Annotated in this window: 21 protein-coding genes and 1 riboswitch; of the genes, 9 read left to right on the top strand and 12 right to left on the bottom strand. The window is 70.7% G+C overall.

All coding sequences use genetic code 11. The annotated features are described in order from the left end of the window. Window positions 1-77: 77 nt before the first annotated feature. The 4 genes from JYG32_RS05355 to JYG32_RS05370 form a co-directional block, all read right to left on the bottom strand. Window positions 78-1,133 (bottom strand): 3-keto-5-aminohexanoate cleavage protein, encoded by a 1,056-nt coding sequence (locus JYG32_RS05355; RefSeq protein ID WP_213264897.1) that lies wholly within the window; start codon window positions 1,131-1,133, stop codon window positions 78-80. Window positions 1,134-1,250: 117 nt separating this feature from the next. Continuing rightward, window positions 1,251-2,099, bottom strand: a complete 849-nt coding sequence (locus JYG32_RS05360) for a TauD/TfdA dioxygenase family protein (RefSeq protein WP_174384440.1) — start codon at window positions 2,097-2,099, stop codon at window positions 1,251-1,253. A 10-nt stretch (window positions 2,100-2,109) separates the two neighbouring features. After that, on the bottom strand, window positions 2,110-3,090 hold the full coding sequence (locus JYG32_RS05365; RefSeq protein ID WP_213264898.1) for a quinone oxidoreductase family protein: 981 nt from the start codon (window positions 3,088-3,090) through the stop codon (window positions 2,110-2,112). An 18-nt stretch (window positions 3,091-3,108) separates the two neighbouring features. Beyond that, complete coding sequence (locus JYG32_RS05370) at window positions 3,109-4,032, bottom strand: universal stress protein (protein WP_213264899.1); 924 nt, start codon at window positions 4,030-4,032, stop codon at window positions 3,109-3,111. A gap of 250 nt (window positions 4,033-4,282) precedes the next feature. Here JYG32_RS05370 and JYG32_RS05375 point away from each other — a divergent pair, with 250 nt between their 5' ends. The 3 genes from JYG32_RS05375 to JYG32_RS05385 all read left to right on the top strand — a co-directional run bounded on the left by JYG32_RS05375 (window position 4,283) and on the right by JYG32_RS05385 (window position 9,353). Beyond that, entirely contained in the window at window positions 4,283-6,976 is a 2,694-nt protein-coding gene (locus JYG32_RS05375) for a LuxR C-terminal-related transcriptional regulator (RefSeq protein WP_213264900.1), read from the top strand. Between the two features lie 354 nt (window positions 6,977-7,330). Beyond that, window positions 7,331-8,455: a porin gene (locus JYG32_RS05380; RefSeq protein WP_213264901.1), complete on the top strand. Its 1,125-nt coding sequence runs from the start codon at window positions 7,331-7,333 to the stop codon at window positions 8,453-8,455. 193 nt (window positions 8,456-8,648) lie between these two features. Further along, on the top strand, window positions 8,649-9,353 hold the full coding sequence (locus tag JYG32_RS05385) for a glutathione S-transferase N-terminal domain-containing protein (protein ID WP_213264902.1): 705 nt from the start codon (window positions 8,649-8,651) through the stop codon (window positions 9,351-9,353). Between the two features lie 113 nt (window positions 9,354-9,466). Here JYG32_RS05385 and JYG32_RS05390 read toward each other — a convergent pair whose 3' ends face one another. Next, window positions 9,467-9,991: a MarR family winged helix-turn-helix transcriptional regulator gene (locus JYG32_RS05390; protein WP_213264903.1), complete on the bottom strand. Its 525-nt coding sequence runs from the start codon at window positions 9,989-9,991 to the stop codon at window positions 9,467-9,469. A gap of 131 nt (window positions 9,992-10,122) precedes the next feature. On the opposite strand from JYG32_RS05390, the gene JYG32_RS05395 reads away from it, so the two are divergent. After that, window positions 10,123-11,301 (top strand): MFS transporter, encoded by a 1,179-nt coding sequence (locus JYG32_RS05395; protein WP_213264904.1) that lies wholly within the window; start codon window positions 10,123-10,125, stop codon window positions 11,299-11,301. A 46-nt stretch (window positions 11,302-11,347) separates the two neighbouring features. On the opposite strand, the gene JYG32_RS05400 is transcribed toward JYG32_RS05395, so the two are convergent. The 6 genes from JYG32_RS05400 to cbiE all read right to left on the bottom strand — a co-directional run bounded on the left by JYG32_RS05400 (window position 11,348) and on the right by cbiE (window position 16,428). Then, window positions 11,348-12,217 (bottom strand): hypothetical protein, encoded by an 870-nt coding sequence (locus tag JYG32_RS05400; RefSeq protein ID WP_213264905.1) that lies wholly within the window; start codon window positions 12,215-12,217, stop codon window positions 11,348-11,350. 97 nt (window positions 12,218-12,314) lie between these two features. Then, window positions 12,315-12,500, bottom strand: coding sequence for a hypothetical protein (locus JYG32_RS05405; RefSeq protein WP_213264906.1), 186 nt, complete (start codon window positions 12,498-12,500; stop codon window positions 12,315-12,317). Between the two features lie 86 nt (window positions 12,501-12,586). Continuing rightward, window positions 12,587-13,315 carry a precorrin-4 C(11)-methyltransferase gene (cobM, locus tag JYG32_RS05410; RefSeq protein WP_174383934.1) on the bottom strand — a complete coding sequence of 243 codons (729 nt, stop codon included), beginning with the start codon at window positions 13,313-13,315 and terminating at the stop codon, window positions 12,587-12,589. A 43-nt stretch (window positions 13,316-13,358) separates the two neighbouring features. After that, entirely contained in the window at window positions 13,359-14,090 is a 732-nt protein-coding gene (locus JYG32_RS05415) for a cobalt-precorrin-6A reductase (protein WP_174383935.1), read from the bottom strand. Next, window positions 14,087-15,175 (bottom strand): cobalt-precorrin-5B (C(1))-methyltransferase, encoded by a 1,089-nt coding sequence (locus JYG32_RS05420; protein ID WP_213264907.1) that lies wholly within the window; start codon window positions 15,173-15,175, stop codon window positions 14,087-14,089. Before JYG32_RS05420 ends, JYG32_RS05415 begins: the two co-directional genes overlap by 4 nt. Beyond that, on the bottom strand, window positions 15,175-16,428 hold the full coding sequence (gene cbiE, locus JYG32_RS05425; protein ID WP_213265383.1) for a precorrin-6y C5,15-methyltransferase (decarboxylating) subunit CbiE: 1,254 nt from the start codon (window positions 16,426-16,428) through the stop codon (window positions 15,175-15,177). The genes JYG32_RS05420 and cbiE overlap by 1 nt, the downstream gene beginning before the upstream one ends. 200 nt (window positions 16,429-16,628) lie before the next feature. Next, a riboswitch (cobalamin riboswitch) is annotated at window positions 16,629-16,820 on the top strand. 68 nt (window positions 16,821-16,888) lie between these two features. Here cbiE and cobG point away from each other — a divergent pair. From cobG to cobJ, 4 genes are read left to right on the top strand one after another with little or no spacing between them, the layout of a single operon-like run. Further along, the gene (cobG, locus tag JYG32_RS05430) at window positions 16,889-18,292 is read left to right on the top strand and encodes a precorrin-3B synthase (RefSeq protein WP_249744592.1); all 1,404 of its coding nucleotides are present in this window, start codon (window positions 16,889-16,891) and stop codon (window positions 18,290-18,292) included. Then, window positions 18,285-18,911: a precorrin-8X methylmutase gene (locus tag JYG32_RS05435; RefSeq protein ID WP_213264909.1), complete on the top strand. Its 627-nt coding sequence runs from the start codon at window positions 18,285-18,287 to the stop codon at window positions 18,909-18,911. The genes cobG and JYG32_RS05435 overlap by 8 nt, the downstream gene beginning before the upstream one ends. Beyond that, complete coding sequence (locus JYG32_RS05440; protein ID WP_174383939.1) at window positions 18,908-19,642, top strand: precorrin-2 C(20)-methyltransferase; 735 nt, start codon at window positions 18,908-18,910, stop codon at window positions 19,640-19,642. Before JYG32_RS05435 ends, JYG32_RS05440 begins: the two co-directional genes overlap by 4 nt. Next, window positions 19,639-21,348 (top strand): precorrin-3B C(17)-methyltransferase, encoded by a 1,710-nt coding sequence (cobJ, locus tag JYG32_RS05445; RefSeq protein WP_213264910.1) that lies wholly within the window; start codon window positions 19,639-19,641, stop codon window positions 21,346-21,348. Before JYG32_RS05440 ends, cobJ begins: the two co-directional genes overlap by 4 nt. A gap of 6 nt (window positions 21,349-21,354) precedes the next feature. Here the strand turns inward: cobJ and JYG32_RS39670 are convergent, their stop codons facing one another. Continuing rightward, window positions 21,355-21,723, bottom strand: coding sequence for a hypothetical protein (locus tag JYG32_RS39670; protein WP_433960841.1), 369 nt, complete (start codon window positions 21,721-21,723; stop codon window positions 21,355-21,357). 217 nt (window positions 21,724-21,940) lie between these two features. Here JYG32_RS39670 and JYG32_RS05455 point away from each other — a divergent pair, with 217 nt between their 5' ends. Then, entirely contained in the window at window positions 21,941-23,296 is a 1,356-nt protein-coding gene (locus JYG32_RS05455) for a chitinase (protein ID WP_213264911.1), read from the top strand. Window positions 23,297-23,378 lie beyond the last annotated feature (82 nt).

Here is a 23,378-nt window from a genome sequence, read left to right on the forward strand (position 1 = left end):
GCGCGATGCGCGAGGGTGGGTGCCGCACCACATCGATCGGCGGGCGGCGCTCGCGGGCCGCCCGGATGCGCGGCGCGTCAGGCCGCGCGCAGCGGCACGCTCACCTGGCCCGGCCGGCGGTTCGGCGCCATCCCGAGCTGCGCGAGCGTTTCGTCGACGCCGTCGAACTGCACGCCGATCCGGTAGATCGCCTTCGCCTCCTTGCCGGTCGCGATGTCGCGGCCGAGTTCGCGCGCGATTCGCGCGCACTGCTCGACCTGCTGCACCGACGTCATCCGGTTGCCCTTCTGGTCGATGATCGTGTCCTCGATCCCGCAGCGCGGATGCAGGCCCAGCGCCATCGCGATCGTGTTGATCGGCAGCACGTTCTTCATCAGCGATTCGAGCGTGATGCACGCACCGTCCGGGCAACGTCGCACGAATTCCATGAAGTTGTACGGATTCGGGCCGTCGAAGCCGCCGCCGATGCCGACCCACGTGACGTTCAGCGGGCCGCGATAGACGCCGCGGCGGATGATCCGTTCGAGCGTTTCGAGCGCGTGCATGCCGGTGAGCTGGAAATGCGGCTGGATGCCGGCCGCCTGCAGGCGGCGCAGGTGTTCGTCGACCCAGCCGGGGCCGGCCGGTACGGTCATCTCGCGGTATGCGTCCCAGTACGCGGTTTCGTTCAGCGACGTGCCGGCGATGTCCTTGCGGTTCATCAGCTCGGTGATGTTCATCTGCACGGTGTTGATCGCGACCGTCACCTGGTCGGGCTTCGGCGTCAGATCGGCGAGCATGTGCCGCGTGTCGTCGGACAGCCATTTCGCTTCCGCGCCGTCGCCTTCCGGCGCGAACGAGATCGAGCCGCCCACCTGCAGGATCATGTCGGGCACGGCCTCGCGCAGCCGGCCGAGCAGCTCGTTGAACTTCGACAGCCGCTTGCTGCCCTTGCCGTCGAGTTCGCGCACATGCATGTGCAGCACCGTCGCGCCCGCGTTGTAGCAGTCGACGGCCTTCTGCACGTGCTCGTCCATCGTCACCGGAATGTCTTCCGGAAAATCGGCGGGCATCCATTCGGGGCCGTACGGCGCGACCGTGATGACTACCTTGTCCTGGTTTTCCGGGTGCAGCGAATCGTCGAGAAATTGCATGTCGTCCTCCAGTGGAAAGCGTTGTATTCGGGCGTACGGGCGTGCGTATCCCGTCGCGCCGGGCGGCGGGCCCGGCGCGTTGCATGGGGTTGCGGATCGGTTACGGTGCGGGCGCGCTCAGAACGGCACGTCGCCGACGATGCCCGCGCGCTCCATCTTGCGAACGCACGGCGGGTAATCCATCACCGCGTAATGCTGGGTGCTGCGGTTGTCCCAGATCGCGACGCTGTTCTTCTTCCAGCGCCAGCGCACCTGGTATTCGGGGATATGAGCCTGGCTGATCAGGTAGTGCAGCAACTGGCCCGCGCCGGGGTTCGCGTCCTGCCCGAAACGCACGCGCCCGGGCGTATGGAAGTTCGTGAAATGCGTCGTGAACGCATTCACGTACAGCACCTTCTCGCCGGTTTCCGGATGCGTGCGCACGACCGGATGCTCGGCGTCCGGATACTGCGCCTTCAGCGCGAGGCGCTTGTCGATCGGCATCGCCGCGCCGAAGCTCGCCTCGATGCTGTGGCGCGCGCGCAAGTCGTCGATCTGCTGCTTCACGTGTTCCGGCAGGCGCTCGTACGCGAGCACCATGTTCGCCCACATCGTGTCGCCGCCAACCGGCGGACCTTCGATGCAACGCAGCACGCAGCCGAACGGCGGCGCCACGCGCCAGCTCGCATCGCTGTGCCACGCATTCTCGTAGCGGTCGTTCGGCTGGTCGGGCGACTTGTAGATGCGCACGAGCCCCGGGTGCTCGGGATCGCTGCCGGCGACCGGATGATCCTCGAGTTCGCCGAAGCGCCGCGCGAACGCGACGTGCTCGGCGCGCGTGATGTCCTGGTCGCGCAGGAACAGCACGCGATGCCGAAGCAGCTGCGCGCGGAGTTCGGCGAACAGGCCGTCGTCGTGCACGGCGTCGGCGAGGCTCACATCCAGCAGTTCCGCGCCGATCGCGCAGGTCAGGGGTTCGACTCGCATGCGCGTCTCCTCAGACGATGAACACCGACGAACCGGTCGTCCTGCGCGATTCGAGATCGCGGTGCGCCTGCGCGGCGTCCTGCAGCGCATAGCGCTGGTTGATCTCGATCCGGATGCGGCCGGCGGCAACGTGCGCGAACAGTTCGCCGGCCAGGTCGTTCTTCTCGGCCGGGTCGGCAATGTAGTCGGCCAGCGCCGGGCGCGTCAGGTACAACGAGCCCTTCATCGCGAGGCGTTGCGGATCGAACGGCGGGATCGGGCCCGACGCGGTGCCGACGCACACCATCAGCCCGCGCCGCTTCAGCGAATCGAGCGAGCCTTCGAAGGTGTCCTTGCCGACGCTGTCGAAGACGACGTCGACGCCCGCGCCGTCCGTCAGTTCGCGCACGCGTTTCGCGACATCCTCGCGGCTGTAGTCGATCGTATGGTCGCAGCCGTGCGCGCGGGCGATATCGGCCTTGTGTTCGCTCGACACGGTGCCGATCACCGTGAGCCCGAGCAGCTTCGCCCATTGCGACACGATCAGCCCGACGCCGCCGGCGGCCGCGTGCAGCAGCAGCGTGTCGCCCGGCGCGAACGCGTGGATGCGGCGCAGCAGGTAGGCCGACGTCAGGCCGCGCATCGTCATCGCCGCGGCGGTATCGCACGCGATGCCGTCCGGCAACCGGATGAGCGGCGCGGCCGGGATCAGGCGTTCGGTGCTGTACGCGCCGAGCGTGTTGATGAAGCCCGTGTAAGTCACGCGATCGCCGGCGGCGACGTTCGTCACGCCGGGGCCGACGGCCTCGACCACGCCAGCCGCCTCGACGCCGATGCCGGACGGCAGCGGAACCGGATACAGGCCGCTGCGGAAATAGGTATCGGCGAAGTTCAGGCCCACCGCCTCGTGCCGCAGGCGCACCTGGCCGGGGCCCGGATCCCCGACGTCGACTTCTTCCCAGCGCAGCACGTCGGGGCCGCCGGTTTCGTGGAATCGCACTGCATGTGCCATCTTGTTCTCCGTATGGTGTCAGTCGGATGCGCGTCGCGCATCGTCGGGTTCGTTTGCGCCCGGCCGCGTCGCGGCTGCGCCGCCCGCCGGGGGCTCGTCCAGTTCGGCCCAGTCGGCGTCGCCCAGGTAGCGCCGCGCGGCCGGGAAAATCACGCCTTCCATCCGCCCCATCTGCTCGAACGTGCCATGTGCATAGCGCGCGAGCGCCGTGTCGAACGCGGGCGACGGCAGCCCGTCGGATGCGATCCGGGCCAGCGCGTCGAGCGCTTGCGCGTCGCGGCGTTGCTGGCGGTCGAGCTCGTCCAGTTCGGCCGCGACGCTCTCCGCGCGGGTGCGCAACGCCGCGAAGAGTTGCGCTTCCGCGGCACTGCCGAAACGCGCGCGTTGCAGGGCCGCGAGCGCTGCCAGGGTGCCGCGGATGTCGACGGCTTCGTGCGCCGCCGACGGTTCCGCTGCGGCCATTTCCGCCGCTTCCCCACCGTGCGCGATCAGCTCATGCAGCATCGCGGTCACCGCGCGATGCGCATCGAGGCAGCGAGCGATCACGCGCGCCGCGGCCGGCGGGCGCGGCGACGCGCATACCAGCACCGGCACGCCGCACATCGCGAGCAGTCGCTGCCGCTGCTGGCATTCGGCTGCATCCGCGTGGGGCGGCAGCGCCGCCATGCCGATCAGGTCGCAGCCGAGCTCGCCGGCGAGCGTACCGGGCGACGTGTCGCCGGCCGCCGCGATCGCATGGGACAAACCCTGTGCCCGCGCGGCGGCTTCCACTTTCGCACCGTGTTCCGGCAGCCGCGCTCCGGATAAACGCGAGTCCGGCGTGGCGCCGGGCAGCACGAACGTGACCCGCGCGCCGACCGCGCGCGCCAGTTCGAGCGCATGGCCGATCGCGTCGATGCCGCCGGGCGCGCCGTCGACCGTCACGAGCAGATGGCGGTACATCGTGCCGCTCCGCTTATCCGGCGGTCGGCGCGCTGCGCCGCGCGCCGGTCGATACGATCTTCATGGGTGCCCTCCTCGTGGTGTTCGTCATTCGTCATGCAGCGGAACCCATGCTATCGGCGTGGCGCCGGTGCGGCCCCACTCGTCGCGGGGGGGATTGACGCGCGAACGCGGTTCGACCGATCCTTCCCCCCACGCCCACCCCGGACGCTGGCCCGCACGGCACCGCCGGATTCCGACTGCTGCCCCGATGGCCCACCCACCCGATCGCGCCGACGCGCCCCCCACCGAACTGGTCCTGAAGACGACCGCGCCGCGCGTGCCGGCGCAGTTGCTCGCCCGCGCGCGGCTGAGCCTCGCCGCGCCGGCCTTCGACGGTCGTCCGGTCACGCTCGTGCAGGCGCCGGCCGGCTACGGCAAGACGTCGCTGCTCGCGCAATGGCGCCGCGAATACCTCGCGCTCGGCCGCGCGGTGGTGTGGCTGTCGGCCGACGAGCGCGACGACGCGCCGCGGCTGCTGCAGGGGCTCGTGCAGGCGGTGCGCACCGGCTGCGCGCGGCCCGGCTTCGGGCGCCTGATCCCGGGCGGCGCGGCGCGCGCGCTGGACGGCCTGACCGCATGGCTGGCCGAGGTCGCGCAACTGTCGATCGACGCGCTGTTAATCGTCGACGACGCGGAGCGGCTGCCGGCCGCCGGTCTCGACGCGCTCACCTATGTACTGCACAACGCGCCGCAAAACCTGCAGGTCGTCGTCGCGGCGCGGCGCGGGCTCGATCGCGCGGCCGGCGACCTGCTCGCCGGCGGGCAATGCATGCTCGCGGGCCCCGACCGGCTGCGCTTCACGCTCGACGAGACGATCGCGCTGGTCGGCGCGCGCTTTGCGCAGCGCGTCGACGCCGACGCGTGCGCGCGGCTGTTCGAGCGCGTCGACGGCTGGCCGCTCGGGCTGCAGCTCGCGATGGCCGCGATGGCGCGCTCGGCCGATCCGCGCCAGGCGGTCGACGCGCTCGCCGCGCGTGTGGACGGCACGCGCGACCGGCTCGTCGAGTTGCTGCTCGCGAACCTGTCGGCCGACGACACCGCGTTCCTGACGCGCACGAGCGTCGCCGATCGCCTGCATCCGTCGCTGTGCGCCGCGCTGCTCGACGACGCAGGCGCGCCCGACCGTCTCGCGCGGCTCGCGCGCGATACGCCGCTGTTCATTGCATCGGACGATTCGGACTGGTGCCGGCTGCATCCGCTCGTACGCGACACGCTGCGCGACCGTCTGGCCGCGGCCCCGGACGCCGAGCGCAGCGTGCTGCATGCGCGTGCGGCCGCGTGGCTCGACGCGCACGGGATGACCGGGGAAGCCGCGCGCCACGCGTATGCGGCCGGCCAGTTCGAGACTGCATACGCGCTCGCGCAGCGTTGCCTCGAGGATGCGATCAAGCAGGGCCGCATCAACGACGTGCTCGACTGGCTCGCGCTGTTGCCCGACGCGGAACTCGACAAGCGCCCGACGCTGCGGATCGCGGTCGCATGGGCGCTGGCGCTCGGCGAGCGCCATGTCGAGGCGCAGCGGCAGATCGCGGGCATCCTGGCCGACCCCGGAACGCCGGCCGCAATGCGCTACGAATGCGCGCTGATTCTCAGCGCGGCCGCGTATTACGCCGATGAAATCGATCGTTTCGTCGAACTGTTCGAACCGTGGGCCGACTTCACGCCGCCAGCGGCGACGTGGCTCGCGCAGATGCACGCGAACCGGTTGTCGGCACGCGCGATCATCGTCGGCGAACCGGCGCAGGCGCGACGCTTCCAGCAGGCCGCGCCGCGCGGCGAGACGGCGGCCGGGTTTGGCTACGTCGCGCGCTGGGGCGAGCTGATCACGGGCCTGAGCTACCTGCGCGAAGGCCAGATCCGGCTCGCGGACGACGCGCTGTCGCCGGCGCTGGCGCGCGCGGAAGCCGATCTCGGGCGCCGCCATCCGCTGACCTGCATGCTCGCGGCGATGTGCGCGGCGATCGCCTACGAGGCCGACCGCGTCGATCAGGCCGCCGCCTTGCTCGCGAACCGGCTCGACGTGCTCGAACACGCGGGCACACCCGACACCGTGCTGCTCGGCTACCGCACCGCCGCGCGCATCGCGCTGCTGCGCGGCGTCGAGCATCGTGCGATCGACCTGCTCGAGGCGCTCGATGCGATGGGCGTCGCGCGCCGGCTGCCGCACCTGTCGGTCGCGAGTCTCGCCGAGCAGGTGCGGATACACGCGGCGCGCTATCGCGAGGCAACCTGCCACGCGCTCGTCGAGCGGATCGATGCGATCGCCGCAGCGGAGTTTCCGTCGCACGGGCCGCTGTGGCGGCGCCCCGTCGTGCTGCTGCAGGCGACCGCGCATGCGGGTGCGGCGCTTGCCGCGCGCCGCTGGGACGACGCGAGCGCGGCGCTCGACGAAGCGGCCGTGCTGGCCCGCGAAATGAGCATGGGGCAAGCACGGATCGAGATCATGGCGCTCAGCGCGTTCGCGCTCGAACAGTCGGGGCGCGGCGGCCGCGCGCTGCTCGACGAGGCGATGAACCTCGCGGACATGTTCGGGCTCACGCGCACGCTCGCGGACGCGCATCCGGCCGTCGCCGACTGGGCGCGCCGCGTCGGCGACGAGGCCGCCGCCGGCGACGGCCCCGCGCGACACGCGCTGCCGCAGCCGCGCATCGTGCCGCCCGCGCCGCGCGGCGCGGCCAGCCCGCGCGCGGTGCCGAGCGTCGTGCTGACGCCGAAGGAGCGCGCGATTCTCGAACTGCTCGCGCGCAACCTGTCGAACAAGGAGATCGCGGTCGCGCTCGCCGTCGGCGAGGAAACCGTGAAGTGGCACCTGAAGAACCTGTTCGGCAAGCTCGACGCCAGCTCGCGCAAGCACGCGGTGCGCCGCGCGCTGGTGCTCGGGCTGCTCGAAAGCGCGCCTTGACGCTTGCCTGAAACGGCCTGTTCCGCCCGCATTGCGGCGTCGTTCGTCGTTGCAATAGCTGCGGCTATCGCGCCCCCCCTCTCCTTGCACGCGCCCAAAGGAAGTCGCCTTCGGGGACGGGCTGAAACGCACGTTCGCAAGCCCGTTATTGGCGTGCACCGGCCCTAACCCCCTTCCGATTCTCCGCAACCCTGCCCCCCGCGCATGGGGGGGAGCGGCCGCTCGCCGTTGCGTAGTCTTTCCGCACGGCTCGCACCGGCGCCTCATCCCGCGCCTGCCCGCCTGCCTCGCTGCTTCACCGCTTCTCCCGGCCGGGCTCGATCCCGTCCGGTCCATTACGACCCTGGAGACTTCATGAAGACGAAACTGGCCGCGCTCGCGGCGCTTGCCGGCTGTTCCGCGCTCGCGCACGCGCAATCCTCCGTCACGCTGTACGGCGTGGTCGATACGGGCCTGCTGTACCAGAGCACGTCGGCCGCGTCGTTCAGCCCGACCGCGCCGAATACCGGCAAGGTGTTTCGCATGAAGGACGGCGGCATCTATTCGAGCTTCTGGGGCATCAAGGGGAACGAGGACATCGGCGGCGGCTACAAGGTCAACTTCAAGCTGCAGGGTTCGTTCGACAGCGGCACCGGCAAGCTGCAACTGAGCGACACGCCGGGCGCCGTCGCGATCTTCAACCAGGTCGCGTCGCTCGGCGTGTCGGGCCCGTTCGGCACGTTCACGGCCGGCCGCCAGATCGTGCCGATGATCTATGCGATGGCCGACACCGACGTGCGCAACGCGCAGTTCTTCGGCAGCGTGCTGACCGCGTGGCTCGGCCTGAACACCGCGGCCGGCTGGCCGGGGACGAGCACCAACGGCTCGATCGGCGCGCTGTACGACAGCAATGCGCTCGTCTACCAGTCGCCGACGTTCGCGGGCGCGTCGATCGCGCTCGAATATGCGCCGGGCGGCGTCGCCGGGCAGTTCCAGGGCGGCACGCGCGAATCCGTCGTGCTCAGGTATGCGAACTACGGTCTGAATGCGTCGGCCGTCTACTACAACGGGCATGACACGAATCCGGCACAGGGCGTCGCGCCGACCGGCGTCGACAACAACCGCTTCATTTACTTCGGCGCGAAATACACGATCCGCGATTTCTCGGTGTCGGCGTCGTACGGCAACGGCAGGAATCCCGCGCATGCCGACCGGGTGAACCTCGACCTGCTGTCGGCCGGCGTCGGCTATCGCTTCACGCCGGCGCTGCAGGTCGCGTCGGCCGTGTACTACCTGAAGGATCGCAACAATTCGGCGAACAAGTCGACGTCGGTCGTGCTGAGCGCCGACTACAGCCTGTCGAAGCGGACGCTGGTCTATGCGCAGGTCGGCCACGTGAACAACCGCGGCACGATGGACCAGATGCTCGTGTACGGGCAGCCGGTCGCGCCCGGTGTCGGCACGACGGCCGCGATGGTCGGGCTGCGGCACAACTTCTGACGAGGTGATGCGCCGACGCGGAATGGGCGTGGCGGCGCCCGCGTGCGAATCCCGGCCGCCGCCTGCATCGATTCCGGGGATCGGCTAAAGTGGGCGTTTTTCGGCGCGCCCCGCCGCCCGCCGTGTCGAGCCCCAGGCGCGACACGCGGCGATACGGTGGACGCGGATCATCCACTTCGACGAGCGAATCTCCATGCCCGACCTGTCCGTCTTCCCGATTACGCAAAAGTGGCCGGCCCAGCATCCCGACCGTCTCCAGCTCTACTCGCTGCCGACGCCGAACGGCGTCAAGGTGTCGATCATGCTCGAGGAAACCGGCCTGCCGTACGAGCCGCACCTCGTGCGCTTCGACACGAACGACCAGTTGTCGCCCGCGTTCCTGTCGCTGAACCCGAACAACAAGATCCCGGCGATCATCGATCCGAACGGCCCCGACGGCAAGCCGCTGCCGCTGTTCGAATCGGGCGCGATCCTGATCTATCTCGCGGACAAGACCGGCCAGTTGATCCCGAAGGATCTCGCCGGCCGCTACGAGACGATCCAGTGGGTGATGTTCCAGATGGGCGGCATCGGCCCGATGTTCGGCCAGGTCGGCTTCTTCCACAAGTTCGCCGGCCGCGACTACGAGGACAAGCGCCCGCGCGACCGCTACGTCGACGAGTCGAAGCGCCTGCTCGCGGTGCTCGACGCGCATCTCGCGGATCGCAAGTGGGTGATGGGCGACACGTACACGATCGCCGACATCGCGATCTTCCCGTGGGTGCGCAACCTCGTCGGCTTCTACGAAGCGGGCGATCTGGTCGGCTTCAGCGAATTCCGGCATGTCGCGCGGGCGCTCGACGCGTTCGTTGCGCGTCCGGCCGTCGCACGCGGGCTCACGATCCCGGCCCGCGACTGATCGGCAGCGCGGGCGCACCGAGTGCGGCCCGCGATCCGCGCAGCCCGCCCCCCACGGCGCGGCGGGCGCTGCTGCCTTCCGGCCGGCGCGGGCGCGCCCGCCGTGCGCCGACGCTACTTTCCGCCCGGCCCTTCCGGTCGTTCCGCCGGGCCGTCGGCCAGCCCCGCCAGCAGTTTTTCCAGCAGTTTCGACAACTGCGCCTGTTCCGCGTCCGACAGCGCGGCCAGCAGCGCGCGCTGGTTGTCGATGTGCGCGACGACCGCGTCGTCGATCAGCGCGCGCCCGGTATCCGTCAGCGCGACGAGCGTGCCGCGCCCGTCGGCCGGGTTCGGCCGGCGCTCGACCCAGCCGGCCTTCTGCAGCCGGTCGATGCGCGCGGTCATCCCGCCCGACGACATCATCAGCGCATCGTACAGCGCCGTCGGCGTCAGCGCGAACGGCGCACCGCCACGCCGCAGCGTCGCCAGCACGTCGAATTCGCCCGGTTGCATCCCGTAGCGCGCAAACAGCGGATTGAGACGGTCGCGCGCGATTACCAGCGCGGCTTCCTGCAGCCGCCCCATCACGACCATCGACGACGCGTCGAGATCCGGACGCTCGGCGCGCCATTGCGCGAGCGCATGCGCGGCTCGATCCATTAACCCTCCTCGGCTCACCAGTTATCTTGACGTCGAGATAAACCACCGTTTATCTTGATGTCGAGATACTTTACCTGAAAACGCACGGCCCCCGGACGGATGCCGTGCACCGATACCGAGAGGGCCTGTCGATGAAGCGCTTCACTTCCCCCGGATGGCGGCTCGCCGCCATCGTGCTGGTCGGGCTGAACCTGCGGCCGGCGCTCGCCGCGGTCGGCCCGCTGCTCGACATGATCCAGCGCGCGACCGGCATCGGCGACGGCGCGGCCAGCCTGCTGACGACGATCCCGATCCTGCTGATGGGGCTCGGCGCGTTGAGTGCGCGGCGCCTGCAGCGCGTGACGGGCATTGCGGGCGGCGTGTGGCTCGGCGTCGCGCTGATCGCGCTGGCCTGCGTGTCGCGCATCGGCGCGCAGCACGCATGGCTGCTGCTCGCGAGCGCATGCTGCGCGGGCGTCGGGATCGCGATGGTGCAGGCGCTGCTGCCCGGTTTCGTGAAGGCGCATTTCGCGACGCACATCGGCAGTGCGATGGGCGTCTATTCGACGTCGATCATGGGCGGCGCGGTGCTCGCGAGCGTCGTCGCGCCGTTCGCCGCGGTGCGCTGGGGCTGGCTCGCCGCGCTCGCGGGGTGGGCACTGCCGGCCGCGGTGGCTGCGCTCGCCTGGCCGCTGGCCAGCCGCGGCGGCGATGCACTCGCCGCCGGGCCGGCTTCGGCGTCGGCTGCGCAGCCGTCGCGCTCGCCGCGCGCATGGCGGCTCGCGCTGTTCTTCGGGATCGCGACGGGCGCGTACACGCTCGTGCTCGCGTGGCTGCCGCCGTACTACATGCGGCTCGGCTGGTCGCCGACGGCGGCCGGCAGCCTGCTCGGCGGCGTGACGCTCGCGGAAGTCGTCGCGGGGCTGACGATCTCCGCGACGATCGACCGCCTGCCCGATCGCCGGCCCGCGCTGCATGCGGCGATCGCGTCGTTGTTCATCGGCTTGCTGGTGATGCTGGCCGCGCCCGAAGCGCTCGCGCTGCCGGCCGCACTGCTGCTCGGCGCGGGGATCGGCGCGCTGTTTCCGCTGTCGCTGATCGTCACGGTCGACCATGCGGCGACACCGGCGGACGCCGCATCGCTGACGGGGTTCGTTCAGGGTGTCGGCTACCTGATCGCCGGGTTGTTCCCGTTCGCGGCCGGCGTCGTGCGCCAGCATCTCGCGGACCTGACGCCCGCATGGGTGGCGATGGCGTGCCTGTGCGTCGCGCTGTTCGCGCTGGCGGCGGGTTTTGCGCCGCGGCTCGCGCGGCATGTTGCGCGGGCCTAGCGCGGGTCGGGGAACACGGCCATGGCCGTTCGGCTGCGGCCGCCGTTCAGTTGACCGGCTCGCAGAAAGACACCTTGTCGCGCAGCGCGGTGCCGGCGGAAACAGGATCCTGCGCTGCCGGCAACGTCACGGAAACCGACGTGTGCTCGATCGTGCTTTTCGGCTTCAGCCCCGGCCAATGCGTCTCTTTCCAGGTTGCGATCCAGTCGAGTTTGCCGGCACTCGCGCCGGGCACGAAGCGCAGCCGCAACGAACCGTCGAAGTCTTCGCTGCAATGCGGCGAGTGCTGGTACTCGCGTTCGGAAAAGCATGCGCGAATCTCCTTGTTGCAACTGAACGGCAGCTTCGATATCCGTGGCGTGCCGGCATGCCCGCCATTCGGCTGCAGTTCGACGAAGTCGGCGTTTTCCCAGCTTCCGCCGCCGCCCGAATAGCTCTCGGACCATCCGGCCAGCACCGCGACCGCGAAGCGCTCGCCGCCCAGCGGGTACAGCGCGGGGTAGATCCCGAGCGGCGGCGCGTCGCCATCGCCGTCTACGCGGTCGGCGGGCCGGTAGTCGGAGAAATCCCACCGTTGCAGGACTTTCCAGCCGGTGGCGGATGCGAAGCTCACCTTCAGCAACTGCGGGCCGGGCAGGATCGCGTAGTAATTGCCGGGCGCGTCGTTCCTGACCCGGTACAGCGACGGCGCTTTGCTTGCGTCGCTTGGCTGGCCTGCCGTACCGCATGGTGCCGAAACCAGTTGGCAGACCCTGGGTTGCCAGTCGCGATCGGGCACGGCGGCTTTCGCGACCTCGACGAACGGCACGGCGCGCGCTTCGTTTGCCTCGCCGGCGGCGTGCACTGCGGATACCGCCAGCAAAGCGGCCGCCAATCCCGCCAAGCCGAAAATGCCCGATCGAATACGGTGATTCATTCAGCAATGTCCTTGTGAGGTGGTCTGCGCGCCGTGATCCCGCGAAGTGGGCCAGTCTGACCGAAAGTGCCCGACATGCCCAGGCACCGTGCCGGTATCAGCCGCCCGCGTCGCGCTCCGCGAGGAACCGCCGGCAGGCGCGCTCGGACGGACACCGGCGCAAGTCGCACGCGTCTTCGTCGCACTGCCGGCACACCTGGATCGCATTCTGCATGTCGTCCGCCGGTGCGCGGACCGGTTGCTCGCAGATCGGCTGAGCTGCGAACACCGTTCGGGCGTCCACGTGCATGTGATGTCCGCGATGGCCGCGCCGCGATCTACACGCACCTGCGCGAACGGCGCGCCGAACGCCGGCCGGCGCGCGCGTGATCAGCCTGCGCTCGCGTACAGCGTCGAATCCGCGAACCCTTCGGCGTCGAGCACGCGCCCGATCAGGATCAGCGCGGTGCGCTCGATCTGCGTGCCCTGCACCTTGCCGACGATGTCGGCGAGCGTGCCGGTCACGCGTTCCTCGTCGGGCCAGCTCGCGCGATAGATCACCGCGACCGGGCAATCGGCGCCGTAATGCGGCAGCACTTCGTCGACGATGCGCGCGAGATGGCGCACGCCGAGATGGATAGCAAGCGTCGCGCGGTGCGCGGCGAGCGAGCCGAGCGCTTCGCCTTCCGGCATCGTGGTCTTGCCCGCGAAGCGCGTGAGGATCACTGTCTGCGCAACACCGGGCAGCGTCAGTTCGACGCCGAGCGTCGCCGCGCACGCGGCCGTGGCCGTTACGCCCGGCACGATTTCGTACGGAATCCCGAGTGCCTTCAGCCGGCGGATCTGCTCGCCGATAGCGCCGTACAGCGACGGATCGCCCGAATGCACGCGCGCGACGTCCTGCCCTTTCGCATGCGCGGCGGCGAGCAGCGCGACGATCGCGTCGAGGTCGAGTTCGGCCGTATTGACGATCTGCTCCGCGCGATGGCCGTCGAGCACGGCCGCCGGCACCAGCGAGCCCGCATACAGGATCACCGGGCAGGTACGCACGAGGCGCTGCCCCTTCACCGTGATCAGCTCCGGGTCGCCGGGGCCCGCGCCGATGAAATACACCGTCATCGAAAAATCTCCGTCAATTCGTTGGAAGATCGACCGCGCGATGTCACGCGCGCACGGCCGGATCGAGTGCGTCGAGCAGCGCGGCAGCCGAGTCGAACGCGCGGTCGGGCTCGGGCAGCGGCGGCCGGCGCAGCATCACGACCGGCAGCCTGCGTTCGCGCGCGACGTCGAGCTTGGCCTCGGTGGCCGCACCGCCGCTGTTCTTGCTGACGACGACGTCGATCCCCATCAGCGCGAACAGCGCGCGCTCGCCGTCGAGCGTGAACGGCCCGCGCGCGGCGACGATCTGCGCGTGCGCGTTGCCGGGATGCGCGTCGAGGCAGCGCACGAGCCAGAACTGGTGCGGCGGGATCGCGTCGAGATGCGCGAGCGGTTCGCGGCCCAGCGTGAAAAGCGGCCGCCGGAACGGCGCGAGCGCGGCCTCGATGCCGGCCCAGTCGTCGACCATCCGCCAGTCGTCGCCGGGTTGCGGCGCCCATGGCGCGCGGCGCAGCGCCCACAGCGGCACGCCCGCGTCGCGTGTCGCGGCAGCCGCGTTCGCGCTGATTCGCGCGGCATACGGATGCGTCGCGTCGATCACGAGACCGATGCCGGTGCTGCGCAGATACGCGGCCAAGCCGGCGGCGCCGCCGAAACCGCCGACGCGCACGTCGCAGCGCAGGTCGTCGGGCACCTTGCCGAGGCCGGCGAGGCTGTACACGTGATGCGGACCGAGTGCGCGCGCGATTGTCAGCGCATCGCCGGTGCCGCCGAGCAGCAGGATGCGCGCGCTCATCGCGCTTGCCCGACGAAGCGGCCCTGCCGGTCGATCGCGAACATCTCGACGGCGACCGATGGCGGCACGATATCGCGCGCGACGCGCAGCGCCTGCGCGCAGACGAGATCGCCGAGCGGCACGCCGTCGGCCAGCGCGAGCTTCAGTGCTTCTTGGCTCGTGTTCGCGGCGCGCATCGCGGCCTGCAGCGCATCGCTCGCGCCGGCCTCGGCCGCCCACTGCGCGAGCAGCGGCAGGTCGATGCTCGAATGGCGGCTGTGCAGGTCGAGGTGGCCCGCCGCAAGCTTGCTCAGCTTGCCGAAGCCGCCGCACATCGACAGCCGCGCGATCGGTGCGCGTCGCAGGTGCTTGAGCACCGCGCCCGCGAAATCGCCCATCTCGACCAGCGCCATGTCGGGCAGGTGGTAATGCGCGCGCATCGCGTCCTCGCTCGCATTGCCCGTGCACGCGGCGATATGCTCGATGCCGTTCGCGCGCGCGACGTCGATGCCCTGGTGGATCGACGCGATATAGGCCGAGCACGAGAACGGCCGCACGATGCCGGTCGTACCGAGGATCGACAGCCCGCCGACGATGCCCAGACGCGGGTTCATCGTCTTCAGCGCGAGCGCTTCGCCGCCTTCGACACCGATCGTCACGTCGAAGCCGCCCGCGTAGCCATGCTCGTCTGCCAGCGCGTCGAGGTGCGTCGTCATCATCTGGCGCGGCACCGGGTTGATCGCCGGTTCGCCGACCGGCAGCGTCAGCCCCGCACGCGTGACCGTGCCGACGCCCGGCCCCGCGTGAAAACGCACGCCGGGCGCCGCCGCGAGCGCGACGCGCGCGAAGATCAGCGCGCCGTGCGTGACGTCCGGATCGTCGCCGGCATCCTTGATCGTGCCGGCTTCGGCGCCGTCGGCCGTGGTCCGGCAGAACTCGAGCCGCATCATCACGCGCTGCCCCTTCGGCAGCACGATCTCGACGGCATCGTCCGCGCGGCCCGCGAGCAGCAGGCGCGCGGCCGCGAGCGACGTCGCGGTCGCGCAGCTTCCGGTCGTATAGCCGAAGCGCAGCGGCGCGGGATGTTCGGGGGTTTCGTCGCGCATCACGCGTCCGTTGCGTTCGTCACGTTCGACGGTCCGGTCGTGGCGGCCGCGTCGGGCTTGCGCACGTCGTACAGCGTGACCGGCAACGGCTGCCGCCACGTGTCGAAGCGGCCGAGCGGTTCGGCATGCGCAAGCGACACGCGCGTGAGCGTGCCGCCGTGCGCATCGCGCCATGCGGCGAGCGCCATCTCGCCCTGCAGCGTGACCGCGTTCGCGACCAGCCGGCCGCCGGGCTTCAGCGACGACCAGCACGCGTCGAGTACGCCGGGCGCCGTCGCACCGCCGCCGATGAAGATCGCGTCCGGCGCGGCGAGCCCCGCGAGCGCATCGGGCGCGCGGCCCGCGACGAGCTGCAGGCCCGGCACGCCGAGCGCGTCGCGGTTGTGCTCGATGAAGCGCTGCCGTTCCGCATGGGCTTCGATCGCGATCGCCTGGCATGACGGATGCGCGCGCATCCATTCGATGCCGATCGAACCGCTGCCCGCGCCGACGTCCCACAGCAGCTCGCCGGGCGCGGGTGCGAGGCGCCCGAGCGTCATCGCGCGCAGGTCGCGTTTGGTGAGCTGGCCGTCGTGGCGGTACGCATCGTCGGGCAAGCCGGGCGTGAGCGCGCGGCGCGGTGCGTCGGGGCCGGCCTGGCAGTCGAGCGCGACGAGATTGAGTGCGGCCGTTTCGTCGACGTTCCAGTCCTGCGCGAGGCCGTCGAGACGCCGCTCGAACGGGCCGCCCAGATGTTCGAATACGCTGATGCGGGTCGGCCCGAAGCCGCGTGCGGTGAGTTCGGCCGCGACGGCGGCCGGCGTGCGGCCGTCGGCACTCAGTACGAACAGGCGCCGGCCCGGCAGCAGGTGACGTGCGAGCGTCGCGAGCGGACGGCCGACGAGCGATACCGCGCCGACGTCCTGCAGCGCCCAGCCGAGGCGCGCGGCCGCGAGCGACAGCGACGACGGCGCGGGCAGCACGCGCCATTCGTCGGGGGAAAGCTGGCGCGCGAGCGTCGCGCCGACGCCGAACAGCATCGGGTCGCCGCTCGCGAGCACGCATACGGGCGACGCGCGACGCGCAAGCACGCCCGCGAGATCGAACGGCGACGGCCACGCTTCGCGCGCGGCCGGCAGCCGCGCGGGCAGCATGTCGAGATGCCGCTTCGCGCCGACGACGAGCGTCGCGTCGAGCAGCGCGCGCCGCGCGCTGCGTCCGAGCCCCGCGTAACCGTCGTCGCCGATGCCCACTACCGTCAGCCACGCCGTCATGCACCCTTCCCCATCGTTCGATTCCATCGTGTCGCCGCGCGGCCGTGAAAGAGCCGGCGCAGCCGTCCCCATTGCGAAAGACGGCATGGTACCGTGTTCCATCCCGCGTTTCATCTGCCGGCACGCCAGCGCCGGGCTGTCCCGCCTCGTCTGTCGCGAACCGCCTTCCGGTCGCGAAACGCGGTCGAAATCAGGTATCCTACGGCCGTTCGTTCGCCGGTGCCCTTCGGGGCCGAAGAGGGAACACAGGGCGCATCGCGCGCCGCTGTGGCTGCCCCCGCAACTGTAGACAGCGAGCCGATCTCCCCCCTGATGCCACTGGTTCGACCGGGAAGGCCGGGAGCCGGCGCCGACCTGTCAGCCAGGAGACCTGCCGGCCAGAAAGTGCGTGCGTGCCAGTCGGCGTCGGGCGGGGTGTACCGATGCGTTGGCCGCGGCGCGACACTGTCCCGGTACCCCGTTGAGTTCCGCCCCCGATTCGATTCCTGCGTCGCCCATCGTACGCCCGTCGGCCTGCCCGGGGCTCGTGCGCGTCGTCGCGGCCGCCGATGGCGGACTGTGCCGGATCAAGTTGCCGGGCGGCCGGCTCGATGCCGCGCAGGCCCGCGCGATCGCCGCCGCCGCGCGTGCGTACGGCTCCGGCGCGATCGATGCGACCAATCGGGCGAATCTCCAGCTGCGCGGCATTCGCGACGGCGCGACCGACGCGCTGACGCGCGCGTTGCTCGACGCGGGGCTCGGCCCGCGCGCCGATGCAACCGCAGACGCCGCCGCCGATGCGGCCGCGCTTGCCGCGAGCGACGACGTCCGCAATGTCATGCTCAGCCCGCTCGCCGGGCATGACCCCGCCGCGCTCGTCGACAGCCGCGCGCTCGCCATTCCGCTGCTCGACATGCTGGCGAGCGAGCCGCGCCGCGGCGAGCTGTCGCCGAAATTCTCGATCCAGCTCGACGGCGGCGAATCGGTCGCGGCGCTCGATCATCCGCACGACATCTGGCTCGCCGCATGGCGCCGCGACGACGGCGCGGTGCGCATCGCGGCCGGGCTGGCCGGCTGCCCGCCGGTCGCGCACGACGATCCGCCTGCTTCAGTCGATGTGTCGCCCGGCCAGGCCGTCGCGCTCGTCCGCGCACTGCTGCTCGCGTTCCTCGATCTCGCGCCGGCCGACGTCACGCGGATGCGTGCGCTGCTCGCGACGTGCGGCGAACGCGCATTGTTCGAACGCGCCCGGCACTACCTGCCCTTCCCGCTCACGGCCGATCCCGCGCTCGCCGGCTGGCGGCGCATGCGCTCCGATTCCGCACTGCGGTTCGGCGCGCGCCCGTCGCTCGATGCGCCCCGTTGCAGCGTCGGCGCGCAATTCGCGCTCGGGCGGCTCGACGCGACGCAACTGGAACGGCTCGCCGCATTGGCCGAATCGGACGGTAACGGCACGCTGTCGATGACGCCGTGGCAAGGCGTGTTCATCCACGGCGTGTCGCACGCACGCGCACCGGCCACGCTCGATGCGCTCGCGACGCTCGGCCTCGTCTGCGCGTCGTCGGACCCGCTTGCGACGATCGTCGCGTGCACCGGCAGTGCGGGCTGCGCGAAAGCGCACGCCGACACGAAACACGACGCGCTCGCGCTCGCCACGCGCATCGGCCATCCGGTCGACGTGCACCTGACCGGCTGCGAGCGCCACTGCGCGCTGCCGCATCCCGCGACGCACACGCTCGTCGCGGTTGCGCCCGCACACTACGACCTTTACCGGCGCGACGCCGCCGCGGGCCTCGGCGCCCCGCTCGCGCGCCATCTGACGATTGACCAGGCCGCGGCCCGACTGACGGGCGCGCGGCATAGCCAGGACACCACCGATGCTTGACTACATTCGCGACGGGCAGGAAATCTACCGCCAGTCGTTCGCGACGATCCGCGCCGAGGCCGACCTGTCGCAGGTTCCGCCGGATCTCGAGAAACTCGCGGTGCGCGTGATCCACGCGTGCGGGATGGTCGATGTCGTCTACGACCTGCGCTTCTCGGCCGGCGCCGGCACCGCGGGCCGCACGGCACTCGCGGCCGGCGCGCCGATCCTGTGCGACGCGAAGATGGTCGCCGAAGGCATCACGCGCGCACGGCTGCCGGCCGGCAATCCCGTGATCTGCACGCTCGGCGAGCCGGAGGTGCTCGACCTCGCGCGCCATCTCGGCAACACGCGCTCGGCCGCGGCACTCGAACTGTGGCGCCCGCATCTCGCGGGCAGCGTCGTCGTGATCGGCAATGCGCCGACCGCGCTGTTCCACCTGCTCGACATGATCGACGCCGGCGCGCCGCGCCCCGCGCTGATCCTCGGGTTCCCGGTCGGCTTCATCGGCGCGGCCGAATCGAAGGCGATGCTCGATGCCGACAGCCGCGGCGTGCCGTACGTCGCGCTGCTCGGCCGGCGCGGCGGCAGCGCGATGGCTGCCGCCGCGATCAACGCGCTCGCGACGGAGGTCGAATGACGGCCGCGCGCGGACGCCTGTTCGGGGTCGGGGTCGGCCCCGGCGACCCTGAACTGATGACGATCAAGGCGCTGCGCGTGCTGCAGGCCGCGCCCGTGGTCGCGTATTTCGTCGCGAAGGGCAAGAAAGGCAATGCATATGGCATCGTCGAAGCGCACCTGCTCGACACGCAGACGCAACTGCCGCTCGTCTATCCGGTAACGACCGAGGCATTGCCGCCGCCGCTTTGCTACGAGACCGTGATCGCCGATTTCTACGATACGGCCGCCGAAATCGTCGCGGCGCATCTCGACGCGGGCCGCGACGTCGCGGTGATCTGCGAAGGCGATCCGTTCTTCTACGGCTCGTACATGTATCTGCACGACCGCCTCGCACCGCGCTACGACACCGAGGTCATCCCGGGCGTGTGCGCGATGCTCGGCGGCACGGCCGTGCTCGGCCAGCCGCTCGTCTATCGCAACCAGAGCCTGTCGGTGCTGTCGGGCGTGCTGCCCGAGCACGAACTGCGCGCGCGGCTCGCGCAGGCCGACGCGGCCGTCGTGATGAAGCTCGGCCGCAATTTCGACAAGGTGCGGCGCGTGCTCGACGAACTCGGGCTCGCGAAACGCGCGCTGTACGTCGAGCGCGCGACGATGGCGAGCCAGCGCATCGTGCCGCTCGACGAAGTCGATCCGATGGCGTCGCCGTATTTCTCGCTGCTCGTCGTGCCGGGGGAAAAATGGCAAGGATGACGACTCCGCCCGCGATCGTGATGCTCGGCGCGGGCGCGCTCGACACCGCGCGGCGGATCCAGGCGCGCTACCCGGGCGCCCGCGTGCACGGGCTCGCGTCGCGCGTCGACGCCGACGTGCCGTTCGACGAACTCGGCGCGCACCTGCGCGAACTCTATGCGCGAGGCTTGCCGATCGTCGCGCTGTGCGCCGCCGGCATCGTGATTCGTTGCCTCGCGCCCGCATTGGCCGACAAGGGCGTCGAGCCGCCCGTGCTCGCGGTCGCGGAGGACGGCTCGGCCGTCGTGCCGCTGCTCGGCGGGCTGACGGGCGTCAACGTGATCGCGCGCGAACTGGCCGAATGGCTCGGCGTCGCGCCGGCGATCACGACGAGCGGAGAACTGCGCTTCGGCGCATGCGTGCTCAATCCGCCCGAAGGCTATGCACTCGCCGATCTCGCACAGGGCAAGCGGTTCGTGTCCGACCTGCTCGCGGGCGCGTCGACACGCATCGACGGCGCGGCGCCGTGGCTCGACGATGTCGCGCTGCCGCGCGACGACGCGGCTGCGCATGCGATCCGCGTGACGCCCGAAGCATGGCGCGGCACGCAAGACGAACTCGTGATCCATCCGCGCAGCGTGATGGTCGGCGTCGATGCGCATGCCGTGCACGCGGACGAAGCGCTCGCCGCGCGCATCGAAGCCGCGCTCGACGCACAAGGCCTCGCGCGGCTGGCGCTCGCGGCCATCGTCGCGCCGGCATCGGCGATCGGCGAAGCCGCGCTGGAAGAAGCGGCGCAAACGCTCGACGTGCCGCTGCGCTTCGTCGATGTCGACGGTGACGCGCAAGCCGATGCGGCCACGCTGCTCGGCCGTGCATTGCGCGTCGCACACACGCTGCGCGCAGCGTCGAACGGGCTCGCGTGCGCGGTCGCGTCGCAGCCGGTCGATCCCGCCACGCTCGGCCGTGCGCGCGGCCGCCTGACCGTGCTCGGCCTCGGCCCGGGCGGCGCCGCGTGGCTCACGCCGGCCGCGCGCGCTGCGCTCGCGGAGGCGACCGACATCCTCGGCTACACGACCTACGTGAACATGGCCGGCCCTTTTCGCGACAACCAGCGCGTGCACGGCACCGACAATCGCGAGGAGATGCAGCGCGCGCGCCATGCGTTCGAGCTCGCGGCCGAAGGCCGGCGCGTCGCGGTCGTGTCGTCGGGCGACCCCGGCGTGTTCGCGATGGCCGCGGCCGTGCTCGAAGCGCTCGACGAAGCGCGCGACCCGCAATGGGCGAAAGTCGACCTGCGCGTGGAACCCGGCGTATCGGCGTCGCTCGCGACGGCCGCGCAAGCTGGCGCACCGCTTGGCCACGACTTCTGCGCGATCTCGCTGTCCGACAACCTGAAGCCGTGGGACGTGATCGAGACGCGCCTGCGGCATGCGGCGCAAGCTGATCTCGTGATGGCGTTCTACAACCCGATCTCGCGTGCGCGGCCGTGGCAGCTCGACCGCGCGCTCGATGTCGTGCGCGCGCACCGTGCCGCCGATACGGTGGTCGTGCTCGGCCGCGACATCGGCCGGCCGGGCGCGACGCTCGCGACGACGACGCTCGGCGCGCTGCGCAGCGATCAGGTCGACATGCGCACGATGGTGATCGTCGGCTCGTCGACCACACGGCGTTTCGCGATCGACGGCGGACGCGAGTGGGTCTATACGCCGCGCTGGTATCGCTGAACGCGGTTAGCGCGTAAACCGGGCGCCGCACACGTCGGCGTGCCCGGTGCCGGCCTCACTGCCGGTTCGCCAGAACCGGTACACGAGCACGCCGACGATGGCCTGCGCAACGACGACGAACGCGACGCAGCCGGCCCATCCCCACCGATGCCAGCCGGGTACCGGCAGGATCGACCCGAGACTGCTGCCGAAGTCATGGCAGGACAGGTAGATGCCGCTCGCCGGCACGCGTGCCGTCGAGCAGATCGTGTCGTGGCGCGAGCCGTTTGCGTCGGCGTGCGTCGAGCGCTTCGTCGCACGGGCACGCTCGCTGGTGCAACCTGCATTGGCATAAGCGACATAAGCGACGCGCATCGAGCTTCGCGCGATCGGCACGATCGATCGGGAAAATCGCCCGCCCGATGCATTGCGCAACGGTGTCGAATCGGCAAGATCGTTTCGTATCGGAAATCAAATAACAAAAAGAACTCCTGACTATTCACTATTCGACGCGAATCCTCCAAGATGGGCACGCCGCCGGCCAGGCATGCCCGGTCGTCCGCCCGGCGGCGATACGCGGGCCAGCGTATCCCTCTTCCACTTGGAGAACAGAATGAACAACAATGTGTTGCCGCGTTTCATCCCGCGCGCGCTTGCCGCGGGCTGTCTGCTCGCCGCCGCGAGCGTGTCCCAGGGCGCCGGCGTCTATGCGCCGTTTGTCGACGTGACGCTCTATCCGACGCCGCTCGTCGACCAGATCGGCGTCCGGCAAGGCATCCAGCAGTTCACGCTCGCGTTCGTGGTGGCGGGCAACGGCTGCGCGCCGTCGTGGGGCGGCGTGCAGCCGATCGGCAACGGCGCGAGCGGCGGCCTGCTCACCGCGCTGTCGACGTCGATCGCGAGCTATCGCGCGAAAGGCGGCGAAGTCGCCGTGTCGTTCGGCGGCGCGAACGGCACGCCGCTGATGCAGGCCTGCTCGACGGTTCCCGCGTTGAAGAGCGCCTACCAGACGGTGATCGACACGTACGGCCTCACGCATGTCGATTTCGACATCGAAGGCGCGTCGCAGCAGGACACCGCCGCGGTCGCGCGCAACTTCCAGGCCGTCGCGCAACTGCAGGCCGACTATGCGGCGAAGGGCAAGCCGCTGCACGTCACGCTGACGCTGCCGACGATGCCGACCGGGCTCACGCAGGACGGCTTGAACGTCGTCAACGCGGCGATCGCGAACAACGCGGCATTCGACGCGGTGAACCTGATGACGATGGACTACGGCCCCGCGAACATCGACATGGGCGCGGCCGCGATCAGCGCCGCGCAGGCGCTGTACGCGCAGCTCGACACGGCGTTCAAGTCGGCCGGCCAGCCGAAGACCGGCGCGCAGCTGTGGCAGATGGTCGGCGTCACGCCGATGATCGGCGTGAACGACGTGCAGGGCGAGACCTTCACGCTCGCGAACGCGCAAAGCGTGCTGAACGCGGCGGTCAACAACGGCTACGGGTTCTTCGGCAACTGGTCGGTCGGCCGCGACCAGCCGTGCCCGAACAACGGCGCGTATGCATCGCCGACCTGCTCGGGCGTCGCACAGCAGCCGTACGCATTCGCGGCGATCTTCAAGGCACTCGACGGCAAGTGGGGCACGGGCGTCACGCAGGATCCGAACTACGGCGGCGGCTCGGACGGCGGTACGCCGCAGCCGGGCGCGCCCTGGGCGGCCGGCCAGGTCTATACGGCCGGTGCGACGGTTACCTACCAGGGCACCACGTATCAGGCGCAATGGTGGACGCAGGGCGACGTGCCCGGCCAGGCGGCCGTATGGAAGCCGGTCGGCGGCGGCTCGCCCGTGTGGTCGGCCACGACCGCCTACCAGGGCGGCACGTGCGTGATGTACCAGGGCGCGAAGTACTGCGCGAAATGGTGGACGCAGGGCGACAACCCGAGTGCCGGCGGCGTGTGGGTGAAGTCGTGACGGCGCAACGCACCGGCGCATGACGCACGGCGGGCCGTTTCCGGCGCGGCAGGATCGAACGCCGGCGAACGGCCCGCGATGC

Origin of the sequence: Burkholderia pyrrocinia (assembly GCF_018417535.1) — a bacterium.
Lineage (GTDB): Bacteria > Pseudomonadota > Gammaproteobacteria > Burkholderiales > Burkholderiaceae > Burkholderia > Burkholderia pyrrocinia_E.